At 59.1% G+C, this 15,648-nt stretch carries 10 protein-coding genes; 7 read left to right on the top strand and 3 right to left on the bottom strand.

All coding sequences use genetic code 11. The features are described 5' to 3' along the window. The first annotated feature begins 18 nt into the window (after positions 1–18). Both ACYQ0R_RS06885 and ACYQ0R_RS06880 read left to right on the top strand, forming a co-directional pair. On the top strand, positions 19–3,363 hold the full coding sequence (locus ACYQ0R_RS06885) for a PAS domain S-box protein (protein ID WP_459821894.1): 3,345 nt from the start codon (positions 19–21) through the stop codon (positions 3,361–3,363). A 194-nt stretch (positions 3,364–3,557) separates the two neighbouring features. After that, complete coding sequence (locus tag ACYQ0R_RS06880; RefSeq protein WP_459821893.1) at positions 3,558–4,484, top strand: DUF7504 family protein; 927 nt, start codon at positions 3,558–3,560, stop codon at positions 4,482–4,484. 229 nt (positions 4,485–4,713) lie between these two features. Here the strand turns inward: ACYQ0R_RS06880 and ACYQ0R_RS06875 are convergent, their stop codons facing one another. Together ACYQ0R_RS06875 and ACYQ0R_RS06870 are read right to left on the bottom strand one after the other, a co-directional pair. Continuing rightward, positions 4,714–6,711, bottom strand: a complete 1,998-nt coding sequence (locus ACYQ0R_RS06875; protein WP_459821891.1) for a PAS domain S-box protein — start codon at positions 6,709–6,711, stop codon at positions 4,714–4,716. 310 nt (positions 6,712–7,021) lie between these two features. Further along, on the bottom strand, positions 7,022–7,519 hold the full coding sequence (locus ACYQ0R_RS06870; protein WP_459821890.1) for a HalOD1 output domain-containing protein: 498 nt from the start codon (positions 7,517–7,519) through the stop codon (positions 7,022–7,024). Positions 7,520–8,814: 1,295 nt separating this feature from the next. Here ACYQ0R_RS06870 and ACYQ0R_RS06865 point away from each other — a divergent pair. The 5 genes from ACYQ0R_RS06865 to ACYQ0R_RS06845 all read left to right on the top strand — a co-directional run bounded on the left by ACYQ0R_RS06865 (position 8,815) and on the right by ACYQ0R_RS06845 (position 14,066). Next, positions 8,815–9,195: a DUF5805 domain-containing protein gene (locus tag ACYQ0R_RS06865; protein WP_459821888.1), complete on the top strand. Its 381-nt coding sequence runs from the start codon at positions 8,815–8,817 to the stop codon at positions 9,193–9,195. Next, positions 9,188–10,219 (top strand): tyrosine-type recombinase/integrase, encoded by a 1,032-nt coding sequence (locus ACYQ0R_RS06860; protein WP_459821887.1) that lies wholly within the window; start codon positions 9,188–9,190, stop codon positions 10,217–10,219. The genes ACYQ0R_RS06865 and ACYQ0R_RS06860 overlap by 8 nt, the downstream gene beginning before the upstream one ends. Positions 10,220–10,394: 175 nt before the next feature. Then, the gene (locus tag ACYQ0R_RS06855; RefSeq protein ID WP_459825808.1) at positions 10,395–10,517 is read left to right on the top strand and encodes a hypothetical protein; all 123 of its coding nucleotides are present in this window, start codon (positions 10,395–10,397) and stop codon (positions 10,515–10,517) included. A 3-nt stretch (positions 10,518–10,520) separates the two neighbouring features. Next, on the top strand, positions 10,521–11,780 hold the full coding sequence (locus tag ACYQ0R_RS06850; protein ID WP_459821885.1) for an RNA-guided endonuclease InsQ/TnpB family protein: 1,260 nt from the start codon (positions 10,521–10,523) through the stop codon (positions 11,778–11,780). A 354-nt stretch (positions 11,781–12,134) separates the two neighbouring features. Next, the gene (locus tag ACYQ0R_RS06845) at positions 12,135–14,066 is read left to right on the top strand and encodes an archaea-specific SMC-related protein (protein ID WP_459821884.1); all 1,932 of its coding nucleotides are present in this window, start codon (positions 12,135–12,137) and stop codon (positions 14,064–14,066) included. 284 nt (positions 14,067–14,350) lie between these two features. Here ACYQ0R_RS06845 and ACYQ0R_RS06840 read toward each other — a convergent pair whose 3' ends face one another. Beyond that, on the bottom strand, positions 14,351–15,619 hold the full coding sequence (locus tag ACYQ0R_RS06840; protein WP_459821882.1) for a Zn-dependent hydrolase: 1,269 nt from the start codon (positions 15,617–15,619) through the stop codon (positions 14,351–14,353). Between the last annotated feature and the right edge of the window lie 29 nt (positions 15,620–15,648).

The raw sequence follows: 15,648 nt of genomic DNA, 5'->3' as shown, positions 1-15,648 counted from the left end.
AGTAATTTGTATATCAAGATGAGTCCGGAACCCACCTCGCCTGACCGCGACGCTGATACGTTCCTTGCGCGGTTGGCTATCGAGGCGCCATCACCGATCCTCGTCGCAGAGGCCGACACGGGGACCGTCGTCGCAGTCAACGAGGCTGCGACCGATCTGTTCGGCCGCGGCCGGTCGTCGCTTATCGGGATGCATCAGACGGAACTGCACCCTCCGGAGACCGAACCCCGTCATCACGAAGGATTCGAGGCGGTTCAGAAAGGCCAGCAAGAACACGTAACTGCAGAAGCCGACGAACCAGTAACGATCCTTCGTGCCGATGGAACGACCGTCCCCGTTGACGCAACATCGACGACGATCACACACGGTGGCACCGAGTACGTACTCGGCGTCTTCCAGGACGCAAGCGAGCGCATGGCGTATCTCGACCGGCTCGAACGCCAGGCGACCGCGATGGATCTAACGACGTCCGGTATCGCGCTCCTGAACGATGACGGTGAATACACGTATCTCAACGACGCGCACGTCACGTTGTTCGGGTACGAGGACCCCGAGGAGCTACTCGGCGACACGTGGCGGCAAATATACACGGACGACGTCATCGAACGGATCGAAACGGAAATACTCCCGACCGTTGAGAAGACGGGGTCGTGGGACGGTGAGCTGGTCGGCGTCACACGCGACGGGAGTTCTCTCATGCACCACGTGTCGCTTGCACGGCTTCCCGACGACGGAATCGCCTGTGTGAACATCGATCTCACCGAGCGGGAACGCCGGCTTCGTCGACTCGAGGAGACGCGTTCGCTCGCTGAAGAGATGATGATGGCGAACGAGTACGAAGCGGTGATCGAGACCGCGATCGAAGGGGTGACGAAGATCGTCGACCGACCGTTCTCCGGCTATTGGACGCAGAAACCCGTTGAGACGGAGACGACCGCTGCCAACACCTCCGAGCAGACGGTGACCGACGCGCTCGTTCCAGTGGCTGTCTCCAACGCGGGGCAGTCGATCGTCGATGAGGTGCCGGAATTCCGGGCAGGCGAGTCGCTTGCGTGGAACGCGTTTGATTCAGGCACGCCCGCATACTATCCGGATGTGACCGGGGAGGTTCACGCCTATAACCGTGAGACGCCAATCGGCAGCGAATTTATCGTTCCTGTCGGTGATGACGGCGTGTTTATTATAGGAGCGCCGGACACAGCCAGTTTCGACGAGAGCGAGCGCGAACTCGTCTTGATCATTACCCAATATCTCAGTACAGCGATACAGCTCGCCGCGCAGCGGCGGGAACTACGCGAGGCGCGTGACCGAATCGAGGCCGAACGCGATCAGCTCGAGCGAATCATCAACGCGGTCCCGCAGCTCATCTTTGCGAAGAACACCGACGGAGAGTTTCTGCTTGCGAACGAGGCGGTCGCGGAAGCGTACGGCACTACGGTGACGGATTTGATCGGGTCGACCGACGCCGACTTCACGGCCGACCCGGACGAGGTGGACGCGTTCACTGAAGACGATCAACGGGTGATCGAGACCGGCGAGCCGTTGTATCGTGCCGAAGAGACACTGACCGACGCGACGGGTACGGAACGCGTATTGGAAACCTGGAAGATACCGTTTACCCCGCTCGATAGCGATGAGGACGCTGTTCTTGGTGTCGCCAACGACATCACCGATCTCACCGACGCGCGCGACGAACTCGACCGACAGCGCCGGTTGACGAACCTGTACGCCGTGAGCAATCGCGTGTTCCAAGTAACGGATCCAGCGGACGCGTTCGATGCATGTGTCGAGGCTGTTGCTGACGTCGTGACAGCCGACGAGATCAGCATATACAACCGGAACACGCCGGACGGTGCGCTCGTGCGGGTCGCAACGGCAAATACCGAGTCAGACATAGCGAGTCGACAGCAGATTCAGCCGGGTAAGACGGACATGTGGCAAGCGTTCAACGAACCAGGTACGTACTGGCTGCCAGCCGGTGACATTCTTGACTCGGACGTGGCGGGGGAAAAGCACGCGCTCGTCACGCAGCTCGATGACACAACCCTTCTGAGCGTGGTCCTCGAGGAGCCCGACGAGACGTTGGAGTCGTTCATACAGGCGGTGAGCCAACAGGTTTCGGCAGCACTCACACGGATGCACCAGCAGACATCGATAGAAGAGCTCTCAGGTGACGTTGCGCGTACGGAACAGCAGGCAGATCGGTATCGAAACCTGTGGGAGGCGGTAATCGAGGCGGTCGAAACCCTCGTGGCGGCCGACACAGCGGCGGCGGTGCGCGATGCAGTCATCGACTTCGGCGAACGGGTAGCGGAGTACGCGTTTGTCGGTACGTACGATCCCCTGACCGAGCGGGTCGATCCGCTTGCAGTGTCCGAGCCGGGCGGGCCGGCAAAGCTGTACGAAACGAGCGAGGAGCCGTTTCCCGCAGCCGACGCCGCCTCACAAAACGAGCAGCAGCGTGTCGTGGATATGCGGGCGCCCCCGAACGGCCACGGCGAGTATGTCAGCCGGTTGCTCCAGTTCGGGTACCGAGAATCGCTTGCAGCACCGCTAAGCTATCACGGGACCGTCCACGCTGTCGCCGAGTTCACCAGTACGGACGTCGGTCGGTTCAACGAGCCGGAGCGCCGGGCGATCGAGGCCGTGACCGACGCCGCCGGAGTGCGTTTGTCGTCGCTCGACTCGACAAACGGGTCGAACGCACCGCTCGTCTTCGATATCGAGTGTCAAAACCCGTCACCGCTGTTTCCTGACCTCCCAGCGAACGGCACGGTCGTCGTCGAACACGTCGCGTTGACCGATAGAGAGCAGTTTCACATGACCGGCCGAGTCGAGGGGTACACCGACACGGCGTTTCGCGACTACGTCGCAGTGACACCCGGTCTCGAACTCGAGGCGATCGATCCGACCGAGGATGGCGCACACGAGGTCGCGGTGCGGATGACGGATACGCCGGGTCGGTCGCTTGCTCCGCTTCGCGACGTGCTTATCGAGACGGACACGCAGCTGCGTGGGGTTCGGTCCCGCCCAAACGCCGACGTCTTGGAGTTCCAGACGACGGATCTGACGGTGGTCAGTCGCGTACGTGAGGAGCTGGCCGCCGTTTCCGAGTCGCGTCGGCTCGTCTCCAAGCGGCATGTCGCCCAGTCGACGGGAGTCGGCAACGGATCGAGTGGGCACCCGGAGTTGACGCACCGACAGCGGGAGATCGCCGAAACGGCGCTTCAGGAGGGGTACTACGATGACCCCCGTGGCATCAGCGGTGCCGACCTCGCCGATCGGTTCGACGTGTCCTCGTCGACGCTCCACCAGCACCTACGGGCCGCGGAGTCGAAGATCATGCGCGGATTCTTCGAGTGACGAGCTGCCACTGACTGTTGCGAAGTTAAACACGGACATATCAGGCATGTTCTCCGTCTGGCATACATATCCGGGCGCACATTTAGTATCGGTCACGGATCATCTGTCAGTGTGAAACCTCCTCGCGATCGTGCGGCGCGAAATTCGACACCCCGCCGTTACCGCCTCCCCCCAACACGAGGAGGAGATTCCGCGTGAGTACCCGCTCGTTCGACCGGGCCACGATAGTGTACGAGTACCTGAACGCGTCAGATGATCTCATCGTGAGCGCGGCGAGCGATGAACGCTCGTCGTGGGTCGATCCATCCGTCTATGCCGACGACTACGCGGACAGTCTAATCACGCGGCTTCTCGAGGCCGAGGGCCATCCCGGTGAAGCGTTCGAGGCCGTCTTACAGCCGTCTCCGGAGGCGATCGCTCCGGCGTTCATCGCTGACACCGGCGTCCAGCCCGACGATGTCGTTGGCTTTGCCGCGCCGAGCTCTCAGCTGTACGATGACTTGTTTTATGCCGTATACACGGCGATGACCGAGACTGGTGCCGTACTGACGACGAAGTACCCGCACCACGAGGTACGCTCGCAACTCTCGACGGTGGATCCGACCGTCATCGACGCGACGCCGGGCGCGGAGACGGACGGCGGCGTTGACGTCGCGACGCCGGACTCTCAACCGGTTCGGTGTGGCGACCTCACCTCGCTCGGTGTCGCCGCCGAACGGGCGACGACACGACTCGCGACGGATGACCGAACGGGGACGTTCGCGATCGCAACGATGACGCAGTTGCTCGTGCATCACGACACGTCCACGCTCGACAGGTTCCTCCACGAACTGGTCGGCCAGTGGCGGAATCAGGGTATTGGCGGGATCGTTCATATACCGCCGGACGGTGCCGTCGACGACGCCGACTGGTTCGGATCGGCACACCTCGATTACGTTATCGAAGTACGAACCAGTGACGTCCAGTTAGAGGCGCGAGTGTGCGGAAAGCGAGACGTCGCTCCAACGTGGCAGGTTCTCGGGTCGACAGTCAATTCGGGCGGTGAGGAGTCCCCGCGAGTGTCGAGTCAGCCGCGTTCCGACGTGACTGAGATCGATCGTGAGGAATCAAAGGATACGTAGCCGATGACACCGCCCGATGAGTCCGGACCGCAGGCCGGGTTCGTGTTAGTCAGCTACGCGTTGCTGATGCTTGCCATTGGACTGCTGTTTTATTTGTGACACAATAGCACACGTCTCGAGATGTCCACGATACTCCCGATGTGGCCGTCTCGTGATGACGAGACACACTTCGGGTCTCGAACCACTTGACCTCAAGACGGATCACACGGATCAACATACGACGGAGCTTTCAGAGTATCTGTTCGGATGGTATTCGCTCCGTGCCGTGGGGCCCCGCTGCCGTCGGAACCTGCAGGGTGACTTCGGTACCGAGATCAGTCACGTCGACGGCGACCTCGCCGCCGAGAACTGAAGTCACCATACGGGTCAACCAGATCCCGACCCCCGAACCGTGCTGTAACGCCGTCTCCTCACCGGTAACCAGCGCCCCGCGTTCGATCTCTGGCATCCCCGGCCCGTCGTCGGCGACGACGATCTGCAACCAACCGTCCTTCTCACGCCGTACTGAGACATCGACGTGTGGGTCCCCTCGGTCCCCCGCGGCCACCGCGTTCTTCATCACCTCGGTAAGCGGGTGTACAACCCAACGTGAGACGGTCACGTCTGGAGCGTCAATGGAGACCGCGATCGTTGCGTCCGGATGTTCATCCTGTGCCGTCGCGATCGCCGTTTCAGTGACAGCTCCGATGTCGGCAGCCGACTCGTCGCACGGGATCTCACGTAGCGCCCGGTCGATCACCTGCATTTTATCGGTGATCCGTTCCCAGCCGTCGAGTATCCGCGTGAGTCGGTTGAGATGCTCTTGGCGACGATCAGGGTCCGGTTCCTCGGCGAGTATCGTCGTCCATCCGACGAGCTTATTCAAATCGTTGCGGATGTTGTGCCGGACGACCCGCTGGAGCACCTGTAAGTGCTGGCGCTGTCGCGTCTTCACAGTGATGTCGTTCCCCTCGACCGCGATCAACGTGATATCGCCGGCAGCGTTACGGATCGGCTTGAACGATACGTCGAGACGAACGAGACCATCTCTGCCCTGTAGCTCCGCTTCGCTCCGCACGAACGTGCCGTCCGCTGCGCGGGTAACCGCCTCGCTAACGGTGAGTTCGGTGTCCCCATCGAGGCGTAGCCATCGAAACTGTTCAAACGGCTCACCGACCATGGCCGACCGATCGACACCGCTGCGTGCGACCAGGGAATCGTTCACGTCGGTTACAGTCCCGCTGGGACGGAGCAACGCGGTTACCTGATAGGAGCTGTTGAACACCGCCTCCAGTCGCCGAACGTACTTCTTGCGTTCAGAGATATCGATGAACACCACGTCAGTACCGACGACGGTGTCGTCAACGGTGCGCGGGATCGCCCGTAACAGACACGGGATCGTGTCGCCGTCCGCCGTCACGAGCGTCCGTTTCGTGACCGTCAGGTCGCCGCTGAGCGCGCGGTCGTACCCGTCCGACTGAAGCGAGTCGGCCGAGGGAGCATCATAAAACTCACTGAGCGGCTGACCGATTACCGTCTCGACCTCGTATCCTAGCGCCTCACAAAACGACCGGTCACAGGTTTCGACGATCGCTTCGCCGTCGACGGCGCGCGTTTGAACGAACTGCAACGGACCCTGATCGAACAGGGTTGACGCCCACTGCACTCGCTCGGAGCGTACCGTCACGTCACGGACCGTACAGACCATACGAGACGGACCGACCATCGTGAGAGACAACTCTGCCGGGAACGTCGTTCCGTCAGGTCGACTTCCAGTCACTTGTCCCTGCCAGTGACCGTCGCGGTCAAGCACGTCGAACGCTTCCGCTTCGATCCGCGCCACTTCGTCCGCAGCGTACAGCGCGCGCCAGCTCTGACCGAGTAGCTGCTGTTTGCTGTCAAACCCGTACATATCGACGTGAGTCTGATCGACATAGACGTACGTCTCGTCGTCGAGAACGGCGACTCCGTCGGCAGCGTCCTCGATAGCTTGCCGAAGTTCGCCGAGTCGGATCTCCGAAGCGGTATTGCTCGGCAGGTCACGCCTCCGCTGAGCGGAGATCCGGTCGAGTGCCGCAGCAAGTGCGACTCCCGCTCGGTCGAGCACGTCGCAAACAGTCGCCTCGTCCAACGCGGCCACCTCTTCGTGATCCCACCCCGCGGACAGCACGCGATCGGAACCGATCGAGACGAACAGCTCTGTGCGTGGCAGCCAGTGGGTGTCGTCTGACGGTCTCGGTCCTGCCATCCCGTCGGTTCGAATCGGGGCCTCGGCCGTGATACATCGCTCGACAAGTGGTGCGTCTGGTGGAGGAGTTCGAGCCGGCCGACCCATCTGTCGTTCGCAAATGAGTGACGGCGCTGAGGCCGAGCGGTCCGTCGACGGTCCGTTGTTTGAACCATTCTTGCGCCGGTCTTGGCGGCGCCACAGGGTAACTGCGGTGTCTTCTAATACGCCACGAATCGCAGCTACCGTCCGATCAATCGCTTCTCTTTCCGTCGATTCGCCGTTGAGATCGACTGCCAGCTCGAACAGTGTAGCCTCGATTGGGTCGGTATCACTGATCATCAGTCCCTGTCGTCAGCGACTCAGTCGAAGACGGCTGAGAGGTCACGTTGCTGACCTGTGTCTGAACACTCCAGAGCTGCTCCACCATCGCCCAAAGCGGATCGACGAGTTCATGATCGGATGTGTTGCTAGCGGCCGTCCACACGTGCTCTTCAGCTTCGGCAAGCGCCGCCTCCGCAACCTCTAGAGCTGCTTCGGTCGATTGCTGTGCACGTGCATCCGCTGAGAGCCCGTACGGCGCAGGCCGCGTGCGGTACGCGTCCGCATCGACGATCTCGATCCATCCGTCATGTGTTATCGTCACAAAAATGTCGTCGTATCGAAACGAGAGCGTTCCCTCTTGGATACGCGTTGTGGAGCTATTCGGACCACCAAACAGGTCGTTGATCGCGTCAGCGTTGACGTACCTATCGAGGCGGCGAAGTTCTTCATGCTCTGTGTTTCTAAACGCAATGATTGCGTCGTATACGGCGTCCAGTGCCGACATCGAATCTGTAGGATCGAATCGAGTTACAGAAGGGCCCGAGTTCATAACAAAAGCAATGACTGAATCGATATGTGCTGTTCCGCGGACTACTCAGGCTCTCACGATTCGTACCTGATATGTACGTGTCGGTTATCTGCAGCAGTGAATACTTCTTTGTGAGCGGAGTTCGCCACTGGTCTCAAGATGGTCAGCAGAGAAAGCGTCAACGAGATCTTTCTGCTTGACAAGGACGGATGGCAGAGGACAAGACAGTAGAGACAACTCGGGGACCTGACCGAACATACAAGCCGGTTTCGGACTTCGTCGATGAAGTCCAAGACGCTGTTAACGACGAACTACAGCCGCCAATATCTATATAGCGAGATATGATTTACATGTCGCTGGTCGTACGCAGATCCGTGCAGATATTCACTCACAAATAGCCGACATTGGTATTAGCTTACTCGACCGTTTCGGTCACTGTACGACTGGGAATGAGATGGAGACGTTCCGTGTGTGCATGACAGAATGCGACTGACTCACGGACGCACGGATCGAACTGCCGTTTTGTGGAGCGAGATAGGGACGCCACGACGGGCGATTGATGCGAGATTCGCCGCAGGGTGGCTGGTATGTCGCTTCGTAAGATAAGTAACCACCTCGATACGTGTGGTACCGTTCGGAGTGATCCACGCTTTACGTGACAGTGTTGTAAATGCCTGCCACGAGCTGCGAGTGAACAGAAGACGGGTGCTGTATCCCCTCCCTCCGCACTCGCTTCGCTCGCTCCGTGGGGACAAGTGCTATCGATTTCGAGTCATCCAACGTCGAACTCGCCATACACCGAGAGTGTCATTTGTAAAATAATACGTAGAACCTTACTGCTTGACAATAGTATCAAACACGGTGTGGTGAGGAGGACACGAAACAAACTCGAACCCGTCTCAGTTCGCGATCCGTGCACAGGACTATCGGGACACTCCGTGTTCGTAGATCGGAACTACTGGAAAGAACCTACCGAGCGTGATCCGTTGGGGTGGATATGGCAGTTTCCCGGGTTGGGCAGGTAACTTCTGTCTCCCCCAGCGAAACACTCGTGGACCAGCGAGCTACCGGCCTCCTCGAGCAAAATATGATCCCCATACGTAGACCCAAAATCACTATTACAATATCTGCTTTTATGGGACTATTTATCTAGTTATCTTATTTTGTAGGATTGTATATGACGAGATGATGGCTATATGAGTTAGGATAAGGGACTTTATCCGGAATAGTGGGATAGATTGAAGTCGGACGGGTGCGATCGTTCGATATCGATGAGCGATGACCGACGAACCGTCAAGACGTACGTTCCGGCCCACCAGAAGTCGGAATGGCAACGGCACGCTGACGAGCTCGGGATGTCTCAAAGCGAGTTCGTGAGGACCATGGTCCAGGCCGGCCGTCAAGGATTCTCCGTCAAATCGATGGGGACGGTTGAGGAACACCGTTCTGACGGCGACGACCCAGGGGGTCACGGTCTCGAAACACGGATCGAAGACGTTCTCTCGGAGGGGCCACTCTCCTGGGACGAGCTTCTGGAGGCGATCGCCGGTGACCTTGAGGATCAACTGGAGGAGGCGCTCGGAGCACTCCAAGACCGCAATCGCGTACGATACAACGGACGACAGGGAGGGTATGCGCTGACCGATGAGTAGCCGTCGTAGCCACACGAAGCCAGACGACCCGATCGAGTACTTCATCGAGGACCTCACGTATCACGGAAAAAGCACACGGACACGAGAGTCGTACGAACGAGTTCTTCGGCAGTTTGCGGCGTCGCTTGACGACGACACGTTACCCTCAACGGCGACACACAGGGACTGTATGGCGTTCGTCCATTCGCTTCGTGGAGACGTGGGCGAGAGCACGGTGGCGACGTATGCGGCGTACGTCCACCGGTTTTATGCGTATATGACGCAGGTTGGCATCTTCGACAGCAACCCGATGACGCTCGTCATGGAAGAGATGGACGAGTCCGTGGACAAAGACCCCACTCGACGGGACGTCTCGCTCGAGCGAATGCGCTCGTTCGTGACGTCGATCCACCATCCGCTTCACCGCGCCATCGTCGTCACGCTGTTAAAAACCGGGATCCGCGTCGGAGAGCTTTGTAACCTCGATCTTCGGGATCTGTCGTTGAATGACGACGAACTGAACGCAGCGTACACGCTCGGTACGCGGCCTGCCCTTGCAGAACGGCCCGACTCGATTTACGTGACTCCGGAGGCGACGGTCGGGGAACCGCTGAACGGTGAAGTACGGTCGGCATCGAACAAGCGCAAGCGTGAGACCGTTATTCCAGTAGATTCGGAGCTATCGCGAGCACTCAAAGCGTGGATGGCGATCCGCCCGGACTGTCCGTCACCGGCGGAGCCGTTGTTCGTCGGTACTGCTGACGGTTGGGGTGAGCGGCTGGAGCCGCAAAACGTTCGGCATATCGTCGAGCGATACGCCAGAGCGGAGGGGTGGTATCGAACCGGCGGTGGTGCAAGCGAGAACGTCACACCTCACTACTTCCGTCACTTTTTCACGACACATCTCCGTGATCGAACCGGCGATCGAGGCATCGTCAAGTACATTCGCGGTGACGTCGCCGACGACGTGATCGATACGTACACGCACAACTGGGGTGACCAAGTCCGCAAAACGTACGAGGAAAACGTGTATCGGCTGTTTTAGCTGAATGCAGGCGGTAAGCCCCCTTCCTCAAGGGGCAACGCAGGCCGAAAGCCGAGTAGCGCAGTAGGGAGGGGATACACCGCCGTCATCGTTTTTCATACACCTGAGTGTTGCGGGCCGACAGGCCCACGTAATCCAAGCATATATTAAGCATCAAACGTATAGTATGCATACGGTGAGACGGAAGACAATCACCATCCGAGAAGACCAAGAAGAATGGATTCAGGAGAACCACCTGAATCTCTCCTCGTTCGTCCAAGAACAACTGGATGAACTAATCGAAGAACGCGAATCGTAACACATGAACTACAACTACAGGTATCGCCTCAAGCCCACAGAGAGCCAGCGTGAGACGCTGGACTACCACCGTGATACCTGTAGACAACTCTACAACCACGCCCTGTACCGCTTCAACCAGATTCCCGAGGACGAGGGCACCGTCAAACAGCGTGTCCGCAACATTCGTGACGAACTCCCCGACCTCAAAGACTGGTGGGACGCACTCACCGACATCTACTCGAAAGTGCTTCAGCCCACCGTCATGCGGATTGCGAAAAATATCAAAGCACTCGGGAAGCTCAAAGAGCAGGGCTACAAAGTTGGTGAACTTCGGTGGAAGTCACCTCGGGAGTTCCGCAGTTTCACGTACAATCAGTCTGGCTTCGAACTCGACAAGAAGGGTGGCCAGACTGTATTGTCGTTGTCGAAACTCGCGGACGTTCCCATCGAACTCCACCGACCACTGCCCGACAACGCCACGGTCAAAGAAGTCACGCTCAAAAAGGAGAAAACAAGTGAGTGGTTCGCCATCTTCGGCATCGAGATGGACGCAGAACCACCAAACAAGCCACCGCTAGAGGATATTGACACTGACAAGATGGTCGGGGTTGACGTGGGGATCCTGAAGTATGCCCACGATACTGACGGCACAGCAGTTGGTTCACTCGACCTCGAGGAAGAACGCGACAGACTCGAACGGGAGCAACGGAAGCTCTCGCGCAAAGAGTACGAGTCGAACAACTGGGAGAAACAACGTCAGCGTGTCGCTGAGTGCCACCTCGACATCAAGCGGAAGCGACGAGATTTCCTGCATAAACTCTCGGCATACTACGCTCGGGAGTACGAACTGGTGGCCGTCGAAGACCTCAACGTGAAAGGGATGCTCGAATCCCCGCGCAACAGCCACAACACAGCGTCGGCAGCATGGAACACCTTCACTGATATGCTCGAAACGAAGTGTGAGCGGGAAGGCACGCACTTCGTGGAAGTTGAACCCGAAGGCACCACCAAAGAGTGCGCTCAGTGTGGAGTGGAAACCGAGAAACCACTCTGGGTGCGTGAACATTCCTGTCCTGCCTGTGGCTTCGAGGCAGACAGAGACGCAAACGCAGCGTGGAACATTCTTTCTCGCGGACTCGCCAAACTAGGAGTGGGTCACTCCGAAGGAACGCCTGTGGAGACTGCGCTCGCTGTGGAGACTGCGGTTGTGTCTGCAAAGCGCGTCGTTGAAACAGGAAGCCCCTGCCTCAAGGAACGAACCGTGAGAGCGGTGAGTGAGTAGGCAGGGGTAGTTCACCAGGTTGGTACTGGATCGGTGACGGCCCGATCCGCGCTGGCACTTCGTCTATCACCACCTACGTTCGTGAACGATCACGAAAGCTTCCGACCGACGTACGACGTTTATACTGTATGTCGCTATATAGAAACCGCCGGCAGCGATCGTCGGCCGTCGCTGGCGACCGAGATCGGTATTACACCAATAACGGTGTAACGTTCTCGGATCGGTCCGATAGAAAATTCCACGTAGATCGCCAAGGAGCGGTCGTGAAGCGTAACAGTAGCCCTGGACGCAGTCTCGTGACAGAACCTGTTGGAAAACACATTCTTTATTACGTGATGGCGAGACGCTATGCGTATGTCGACTGACCAGGTAGCCGATCGAACCGTGCAGGTTCGAGCCCGAAACATCGGCGGGATCGAGGAGACGGAGGTCACGCTCCCACCGGGCGTGTCAGTGCTGACTGGACGAAACGCGACGAATCGAACGTCATTCCTTCAGGCAGTTATGGCCGGCCTCGGGAGCAACCGAGCGTCACTGAAAGGTGACGCCGAGGAGGGGGCAGTGGAACTCGAACTGGACGGCGAGACGTACACCCGGACTCTCAATCGGGCCGGGGGAAGGGTGTCGTACGGCGGTGATCCGTATCTCGACGATCCGGAGCTTGCCGATCTGTTCGCGTTCCTGCTCGAGAATAACGAGGCTCGCAGGGCAGTGGCGTTGGGAGAGGATCTCCGTGAGAGCATCATGAAACCGATCGACACCGATCGGATCGACGCCGAGATCGAGGAGTGTAAACGCCGGCGAGAGGAGCTCGAATCAGAGATACAGCGGCTCGACGAGCTCGAACGAGATCTCCCGGATCTGGAGGCCGACCGGGCGGAGACCGAAGCCGAACTCGCCGAAGCGCGGGCGAAACTCGAGGAGCTTGAAGCGGAACTGGAGAAGCTGGACGTCGGAGTCGAGGAGAGTCGCAGTCGGAAAGCGGATCTCGAAGACGCCTTCGATCGTGTGCGCGAGGCGCGTTCGGAGCTCGAGGATCTCGAATTCGATCTCGAGACCGAACGGACGACGTTGGCGGAGCTGCAGGCGGAGCGAGACGAACTCGAAGCAACGCTTGCGGAGACGGACGATCCGGAGCAGGATCCGGACTGGCTCGCGGGACGGATCGAGGAGCTTCGAGGGCGAAAACGATCCTTGGACGAGCGGTCCAACGAGCTTGGCAGCGTGATCGGATTCAACGAAGAAATGCTAGAAGGCGAAGGGATCGATCTTGGTACTGAGCGCGCCAGCGACCCGACGAGCGAACTCACCGCGAGCAGCGAGACGGTGTGTTGGACCTGCGGTTCGGAGGTCGATGAGTCGGAGATCGCGACGACGCTCGACACGCTCCGTGAGCTACGATCCGACATTCTGGACGAGCGAAAGGAGGTCCGGTCGACGATCGACGAGCTGACCACCAAGCGGACCGAACTGCAACGAACGCAGAACGAACGGGATCGTGCCGAACGGCGGCTGAACGAGGTCGAAGCCGAGATCGAGACGACCGAACAGCGGATCGCGACGCTGGAAGCGGAGGTAGACGCCAAAAAAGACAGAGTCAGACAGCTGGAGGCAGAAACCGAGGAAGTCGAGATAGAAGGGCACGACGAGGTGTTGGACCTCCACCGTCAGATCAACGGCAAGGAGCTTCGGATCGAGCAGCTGGAGGATGAGCTCGAACGGATCGAATCCGAGATCGACGAGAGGGAAGCTGCAGTCGCGGAACGAGAGGAGCTCGAGGCAGAGCGAGAGGAGTTGGGCGAACGACTAACGGAGCTCCGGACACGTGTCGATCGAATCGAGGCGGACGCGGTAGAGGCGTTCAACGAGCATATGGAGACGGTGCTCGACATTCTCGAGTACGACAATCTCGATAGAATATGGATCGAACGACGGGAGACGGAGGTTCGCGAGGGTCGTCGAAAGGTGAACCGAACGCGGTTCGATCTCCACATCGTTCGGTCAAGCGCCGACGGAACCGCATACGAGGACACGATCGACCACCTCTCGGAGAGCGAACGGGAGGTGACCGGACTCGTCTTCGCTCTCGCGGGATACCTCGTCCACGACGTTCACGAAGTGGTCCCGTTCGTGCTCCTCGATTCCCTCGAAGCGATAGACTCCGACCGGATCGCCCGGGTCGTCGACTACTTCCGTGACCACGTCGACTTTCTCGTTGCCGCGCTACTCCCGGAGGACGCCGCAGCGCTCTCGGAGGAGTACACCTACATCGAGGATCTCGGATAGCACCGCGTTTCGAAGGACCGATCGTCGACCGATTCTCGAACGAGCTGGCGAGCTATCTCGTCTGGAGTATAATACCAATCTAATATACATAACCTTTTTATTATATTACAACCATATTTGGTTACAGAGCGTTATCAAGGCTCAGATCAGTGGACATCTCAGTTTAATAATTTCGAAATTATCCGAAATAGTGCTCGTGTATTCGTATAAGCGAAGAAAAAAGCAGCAAAGCAACTTATGGATTTTATTGGTGTTCGTATTTTTCTACTGATATTATCGATATACTATTGGATGATACTAGAAGATCTCGCGAGCGCACCCGCGAGGACTTCGGTTGCCGTCGCACAGTCCTCCCAATCCGTCCATTCGAGCGGGTTATGCGAGATTCCATCGCGTGACGGTGCGAAAAGCAATGCAGCATCAGTTTCTCTAGCGACTCGCATCGCATCGTGAGCAGCGCCTGAGTGGATGTCGATCACCGTACGTCCCGCGTCGGCGGCGGCCGCGTGAGCGGCCTCGCGGAGTCGATCGGCCATCGGAGTCGGAGCGACGTCCAGCGACCGTTCGAGTTCCGTATCAACCCCTCGTTCGCGCTCCAATCGGTCGAGGCAGTCGCGCACGGTCCGGAGGATCGTCTCGATAGACTCGCCGTCGACGTCCCGGACATCGATCCCTGCATCGACGCGGCCCGGAACGACGTTCGTCGCGTTCGGAGTCACCGAAACGGATCCGACCGTCCCGACGGCCGTCGAGCTTGCCGACTCGACGATCTCGGTCGCGGCACGCTCGACGGCGAGAACGAGTTCGCTTGCAGCCGCGAGCGCGTCGGTTCGATCCGCCATCGAGGTGGCCCCAGCATGATTCGCTTCGCCGAGGATCGTCGCTTCACAGTGGGTGATGCCCGTGATCGTCGTGACGACGCCGACGTCGGCGTCTCGCGATTCGAGCGCCGTGTCCTGTTCGACGTGGAGTTCGTAGAACGCGTCCCACCCGGCAGGATCGATACGTGCCTCGCCACGATAGCCGATCCGTGATAGCGCCTCACCGAGCGTCTCTCCCTCGTCATCCGACAACGCGAGGGTCTCCTCGACCGATCGTTCGCCGACTGCGGCTGTCGAGCCGACGAGCCCGTCACCGTACGTCGACCCTTCCTCCTCGGTGAAACAGACAACCGTTATCGGTCGTCGGGGCTCGACGTCCGCGTCACGTATCGCGCGAACGGATTCGAGCGCGGCGTACACGCCAAGCGGACCGTCGAAGATCCCGCCTTCGGGGACGCTGTCGAGATGGCTCCCGCTCGCGACGGGTGCAGCGTTTGGGTCGGCAGCGTCGGCGACCCACGTCCCGGTAACGTTTCCGACCGCGTCGACGGTGACGTCAAGTCCGGCCGCCTCCATTCGGTCGACGAGTCGATCACGGGCCTTGCGGTTCGCGTCGCTCCCCGTTCGGTTCGTACGCCCGTGCTTCTCGGGATCGTCGTATGTGATCGCGCCGAACTCGGCGTTCGCCTCGATATCCGCACGGAGTCGATCCTCGTCGACTGGGAGTCGCATACACGACCGTGTTATCGCTCGTAGGTTAA

The organism is Halorubrum luteum, from assembly GCF_054652935.1.
The sequence above is the reverse complement of the archived record's forward strand: the minus strand, read 5'-3'. Positions and strand labels throughout refer to the sequence as shown.

Bases quoted from the DNA above. Each gene is read 5' to 3' on its own strand.
- ACYQ0R_RS06885 (WP_459821894.1), top strand. From the start codon at position 19: ATGAGTCCGGAACCCACCTCGCCTGACCGCGACGCTGATACGTTCCTT.
- ACYQ0R_RS06875 (WP_459821891.1), bottom strand. From the start codon at position 6,711: ATGGCAGGACCGAGACCGTCAGACGACACCCACTGGCTGCCACGCACA.
- ACYQ0R_RS06870 (WP_459821890.1), bottom strand. From the start codon at position 7,519: ATGTCGGCACTGGACGCCGTATACGACGCAATCATTGCGTTTAGAAAC.
- ACYQ0R_RS06865 (WP_459821888.1), top strand. From the start codon at position 8,815: ATGAGCGATGACCGACGAACCGTCAAGACGTACGTTCCGGCCCACCAG.
- ACYQ0R_RS06860 (WP_459821887.1), top strand. From the start codon at position 9,188: ATGAGTAGCCGTCGTAGCCACACGAAGCCAGACGACCCGATCGAGTAC.
- ACYQ0R_RS06850 (WP_459821885.1), top strand. From the start codon at position 10,521: ATGAACTACAACTACAGGTATCGCCTCAAGCCCACAGAGAGCCAGCGT.
- ACYQ0R_RS06845 (WP_459821884.1), top strand. From the start codon at position 12,135: ATGTCGACTGACCAGGTAGCCGATCGAACCGTGCAGGTTCGAGCCCGA.
- ACYQ0R_RS06840 (WP_459821882.1), bottom strand. From the start codon at position 15,619: ATGCGACTCCCAGTCGACGAGGATCGACTCCGTGCGGATATCGAGGCG.